Below are 5,663 nucleotides of genomic sequence, written 5' to 3' on the forward strand. Positions count from 1 at the left end.
GGGATGGGCCTTTGCCTGCGGCTTTACCGCAGGCAAAGGCCCATCCCCATGCAAAAAAATCCCTAGGGTGAATTTACACCGCCCCCGGCGACACCGCCCCCGGCGACACCGCCCCCGAGCATGAAAAAACGTCCCGGTTCTCCTTACGCGGGAGAACCGGGACGTTTCGGTCAATGCGGCGTCTCGCGCGGCCTGACTTACTTGAGCAGGTCGGCGATGCGGCCGAGCATGGTCTCAAACGACACGCCGCGCTCGCGGAACTGCGGCTGCTCCGCGGAGACGAGCATGGCATCGTGCACGAAGTCGCCGGCGAAGCGCACCGACTCCTCGAGCGTGCGGCCGGCCATGACGGCGGCCAACAGGCAGGAGCAATACAGGTCGCCGGTGCCGTGCAGCATATAGGGCAAAAACTCGTTGCCGACCTCGAAGAAGGCGCCGCCTTCGGTGCCCACGAAGTTGCGGATCTTGCCGTCGCCGCGCTGGATGCCCTTGAGGACAACGGTCTTGGTTCCCTTGGCGAGCAGGGCGTCCACCATGCGGTGAGCTTCGTCGTCGGCGATGTTCTCGCCTGCCCAGCTGTCGCCGATGGGCTCGTCCAGAATGATGGCGGCCTCGGTGAGGTTGGGCGTCAGGATGTCGGCGCCCTCGGCGAGCTGGGCCATGGCCTGGCACAGCTCGGGCGTGTAGGTGGGGTACACCTTGCCGTGGTCCGCCATAACGGGATCCACGACGCGCAGGGCCTCGGGGTACATGGCGTACAGGTCGCGGATGCGATCGACCTGCTCGGGGGCGCCCAGGAAGCCGGAGTACACGGCGTCAATCTGGACGCCGATGTTCTTCCAGGCAGCGAGATAGTCGGGCAGCATATCGGTGGTGTCGTGCATGTACCAGCCGGGGAAGGCGGTGTGCGACGAGAAGAGCGACGTGGGGACGGGGCACACGTCGCAGCCGGCGGCCGAGAGCACCGGGATGGCGACTCCCAGCGAGCATTTGCCGTAGCCGCACATGTCATGGACGGCGGCCACACGGGGGATATAGGCCCCTTCGCGCTGGTAAAGGGGCTGATCTGGGCTGGTGATAGCGTTGGACATGGGTTTCCTTCTTTCTTCCGCGGACTTATGGACCAGCGTACGAACTCTCACCTTAGCGCTTCGGGTGCGCATGGGAGGCGTGAATCGCTATGTTCATATTTGGGCTTCAGCATGTGGCGGGCAGCGCTGTGAGCTGCACACTGGTTCGGGTTTGGAGCCGGCGCAAGCTACACGCGTGCCCAGCTCCGGGACAGGTGCGGCTTGCTCGTGGGTTCGGGTTCGGGTCTGGTGCGGATGGGGCTCGGAGGTGCGCCCCCGAACGCCCCCTATTGCGGCACGACCGAGCAATCGTTGCACGTTATGCGCCAACAGGTTGATTACGCCGAGGGCGCGAGGCGGAGGCGTTCGTCCCCTGAGGTTCGTCCCCTGAGCGCGGCCAATGGATCTCACGAGTGCGATCGATACGCCCCGAGCGCGCCTGTCTGTCTCTCGAGTGCGGTTGATGCGCCCCCGAACGCAATCTATTTTGGGTCGCGGAACGTTCGTGATTCGCGATGTGGCCACGAGGGCACGATTACTGTCAGACGGGTTCCTCGCGGCGGCACCGATATGGCCCCGCTCTGACGCTGATCGCCCCCGATTCCGCTGGGCGCAATATAATATATTGCGCCTTTGGGGCCTTCCAGGCCCCAAAGGCGCATCCCCAGCTCCTCAGGGGATCACAGGGGATTGCGAGGTCTCAATCAGGCGGCTCGAAATGACAGTAATCGGCTCGCCGTGACCACATTGCGAATCACGAGCGATCGAAGAGCCCTCTCGGAGCCGGATTGGGCCTGCGGAAAGGGACGTGCGCCCGTCACCCGGCACCTTGCGCTGCGGAAAGGGACGTGCGCCCGCCGCCCGGCATCTGGTGCCGTGTCGTTTCGCTTTGCGCCGAGCGCTCCTGGAGCAAATTGCGCAATCGCCGCAGACTCGGAGTGCGTTACATTTAATCGTGTGAAACGGACGGCGGGAGGTTGCGATGTACTGCACGCGCTGTGGAAGCGAATACAAAGAGGGCTCGAAGTTCTGCCCGTCATGCGGCGCGCCGATTGCTAGCGCGCCTTCGCCCACCGCGGGCGGGCAGCCTGCAAGCAATCCGCAGGTAGACGTTGCCGCGCCCACTGCAGGCCCCGCTCCTGCCGCGGGTCCCGGCTTCGCCTCCGCACCCTCCCCGACCCCGGGTTACGCACCCGCGCCTGCCCCGGCCTCGGCATACACCCCCGCCCCGGCGCCCGTCCCGCCCAAAAAGCGCCATACCGGCAGGATCGTCGCCATCGTGCTGGTCGTGATCGCAGTTGTAATCGCCGTCGTCGTTGCCGTGTTCCTGTTGGGCGGCACGGCCGGCGCGAAGGACATCACCGCAGCCTACGGCTCCACCGAGGCCATCGCGGTCAGTCGCACCGCGCGCATCGTGCCGCGCGCCGCCGACGGCACGCCGATCGAGCACTACGTCGTGCGCCTCGTGCGCGCAACCGATGACGAGGGCTCCCGCATCGAGGTCGACGACATCCCGGCGATCGACGTCACGGGCGTCGAAGGCTTCGCCATGCGCGATATCCTGCCGTCGGATGCGCCCGACGGTACCTACTATCCGGTTATCGAGCCGGACGGCGGCGACAAGCAGACCCTGCCGCCCGTCACCGTGGATGACGAGAATCCCGACGACACCGTCTACATCGACCCCAATCCCATAGCCACGTCCGACAAGGCCTCGCAGCTGTTCCTCGATAAGATTCGAGAGCTCCAGGACGTCTACGGCGAGGCGCGCGTCAAGACGGTCGACGGCGGCTTCGGCTCATGGACGGCCTATATCTCCGGGCTTGCCTACGCCGAGCTCGTCGACTTCGGCGACGGCACGCAGCGGCTGGTCGTCGCGTACATCGATGACGCCGGCGCACGCGTGATGATGAACGGCATCGGCTACGGCGTCTATACCGTCGAGATCTGGGAGTACGACGAGGAGTCCGGCGAGCTCATGCAGCTGTTCCGCGGCATCTCGAACGGTGCTGCCAACGGTGCCGGCTCGGGTGTGGTCGGCCTGTCCTACCTCGAGTACGCCCGTAACCCCGAGACGGGCAACCTGGTTTTGTGCACGCGCGGCTACACGGATTCGTTTGGCGGCGAGACCCTCGACTTCTACGGCGTGACCGAAGATGGCTTCGGCGTGGTCAACGCGATGGTCGTCGACGTGGTCGAAAACGACAACGGGCCCACGGGCGAGATCCACTATTTCACGGGCGGCGAGCAGGTGGACGAGGAGGCCTACCGCGCTGCGCTTACGGACTGGAGGAGCTGCGACGCGGTGCTGCTCGCCAACGCGAGCGATAGCGAGGAGGGTGCGCTCGAGGGCCTGTCGCGCTACTACTCCAACGATGCGGTCGACGAGGACGACGTCACGTGCGTAGAGGACGCGGTGGATATCGTGCGCAACACGATCGATCTGCTGGAGGCGCGCGTGAACGCTGCGGCGGAAGCCGAAGCGGCGACCGACGGCGCGATATCCGGTTCCGGTGCGACCGGGCTTGCCCTGCACGACGGGGGCGCCCGATGATTTGCAAGCACTGCGGCGCCAAGCAGGATGGAAACCGCAAAACCTGCTCCAACTGCGGAGCGCCGCTGGGCTTTGACGCCGGCCGCGCAGATGCGCCCGCCACGGGCGGCACGGGCACCGGCGGCCGCACGAACCCCGCGAAGGGCCGCTCGGCGTCGCGTGCCAACGCGAACCTCATGGTTGTCTCGATGGAATGTCCCCAATGCGGGGAGTACATCCACGCTGAGGTCGCGCGCGAGGCGCGCAAGCTGCGGTGCCCCGGGTGCGGCAAGCTCATCGACCTCAAGCGGCCGACCGGTGGCCTCTCTTCTGTCGCACCCATCGACCTAGCGGACGAAGGCGAGCAGGTGGAGAAGTTCTCCTGCCCCGTCTGCGGCGCATCGGTTTCGGCGGGGCAGACGGACTGCCTCATCTGCGGCGCTCGACTGGCGGGTGAGATTCCCGCGGGGGTCGGCGCCGCGCCGGCACAAGGCGAGGCGGGGCCTGCCCCCGCGGGCGCCGCACCGCACCAGGGCACCACGGTCATCGCGCCCGATTCCGAGGTGCGGGACTCCGGTACTGTGGTGGTCGCCCCGCGCGACCTGCAGGGCGCACGGGGAGCACAGGGCGCTCGAGCCGTACAGACCCCGCAGCAAGGCACGCCGGCATACGGCCCCGTGTCCGGAGCTGGCGTGCAGGCGCCCGCGGTGCACACGGGTGCCACGGGTCCCCAAGGCGCGCCCTATGCAGGCGGAGCGTGGCAGCCGGTAACCCCGCAGGGCGGCGTGTCCGCGGGCAGGGTCGCGCCTCCGCCGCCGGCCCGCAACACCGGCAAGATTGTCGCCGCGGTCGTCGCCTGCGTGGTCGTCGTGGCGGCCGTTGCCGCCTTTGCGCTCGCGGGCGGACCGTCGGGCATCGCCGACGCCGTCTCGGGAAAGACCGAGCTCACGGCAGCATATGCCTCGAGCGACGAGGTCACGGTGACGGGTGACACGCGCGTCGTTCCCATGCTCGACGCGGAGCAGCCGGTCGAGCGCTACACGGTGCGCGTCAAGGCTGCCGACAACGCCGAGGGTGCCGCGCAGAGCATCGTCGACATGCCCACGCTCGACGTCACCGGCGGCGAGGGCTTCACCATGGCGGACTTCGGCGAACTGCCCGCGGGCACCTATTGGCTGGCTATCGTCGATGCGCAGCACGACGACGCCGTCTACGACTTGCCGCCGCTCGTGTACGACAACGCGGCTCAGGGCGCGTCGGGCGATGCCGAGATCCCCGACGTGCTGACGGTCGAGCCGCCGGCGGGCATCGACGATATGGGCGAGCTGACGGTTCGCAGCAAGTACGAGGCATTTCGCGACAAGCTCACGGGCCTGGTCGACACCTATGGCGACGCGTCGATCACCGTCATGCAGATCGATGACGGGCAGTATCTGGCGTGGGTCGCCGGCGTGAGCTATGCCGAGCTGGTCGATTTCGGCGATGGGGACGAGTACCTGGTGGTCGCGTATTGCACCGACCGCTCCTTTGCCACCTCGGGTTCCGTTGAGGAGCGCTCGGATGCCCTGCGCGCGGCTGACTATGGTCCGCAGGCCGCCGACTACGCCGTCGAGGTGTGGAAGTACGTCGAGGATTCCGGCAGCTTGGCCATGGTGTGCAAGACGAACCCGGTTGCGGATGACGACGGCATGTCGATACTCGAGTACGTGGAGAACCCCCAGACCGGAAACATCTGCCTGCGCGCGGGCGGCACCGATGTGAACGGCTCCGCTTCGGCGGGCTGCTTCGGCCTGAACGAGGACGGCGACCTGGCGGACCTGGCGTCGGGCGACAGCTCGAGCTGGCCCATCGCGTCGCGTGCCCTGTTCGTGCACCTGGGCGTGACCCAGGATGGCGCGGCCGACGACTCCGGTACGGGCGAGACGTCGTGCGCTCAGACCGCGCAGACCGTGAAGAACCTCACCGCCGAGCTCGCCACCATCACGCAGCGATAACTTGGGATCAGATGGGTTAGACGGGGACTGGGTCAGATGGGGACGTGTTCCATCCAACCCATCCCG

General features: G+C 67.0%; 3 protein-coding genes and 1 pseudogene. 3 read left to right on the top strand and 1 reads right to left on the bottom strand.

Annotation, left to right across the window (positions count from 1 at the left end):
- Window positions 1-197: 197 nt before the first annotated feature.
- On the bottom strand, window positions 198-1,091 hold the full coding sequence (locus QUW00_RS09270; RefSeq protein WP_289614095.1) for a PfkB family carbohydrate kinase: 894 nt from the start codon (window positions 1,089-1,091) through the stop codon (window positions 198-200).
- Between the two features lie 961 nt (window positions 1,092-2,052).
- On the opposite strand from QUW00_RS09270, the pseudogene QUW00_RS09400 reads away from it, so the two are divergent.
- The 3 genes and pseudogenes from QUW00_RS09400 to QUW00_RS09280 all read left to right on the top strand — a co-directional run.
- Window positions 2,053-2,118: pseudogene (locus QUW00_RS09400) on the top strand (zinc-ribbon domain-containing protein); the annotation flags it as partial.
- Window positions 2,119-2,349: 231 nt separating this feature from the next.
- The gene (locus tag QUW00_RS09275) at window positions 2,350-3,624 is read left to right on the top strand and encodes a hypothetical protein (protein ID WP_289614096.1); all 1,275 of its coding nucleotides are present in this window, start codon (window positions 2,350-2,352) and stop codon (window positions 3,622-3,624) included.
- On the top strand, window positions 3,621-5,597 hold the full coding sequence (locus tag QUW00_RS09280) for a zinc ribbon domain-containing protein (protein WP_289614097.1): 1,977 nt from the start codon (window positions 3,621-3,623) through the stop codon (window positions 5,595-5,597). The genes QUW00_RS09275 and QUW00_RS09280 overlap by 4 nt, the downstream gene beginning before the upstream one ends.
- The last annotated feature ends 66 nt before the right edge of the window (window positions 5,598-5,663 follow it).

This window comes from Collinsella tanakaei (assembly GCF_030373545.1).
Classification (GTDB): domain Bacteria; phylum Actinomycetota; class Coriobacteriia; order Coriobacteriales; family Coriobacteriaceae; genus Collinsella; species Collinsella tanakaei_C.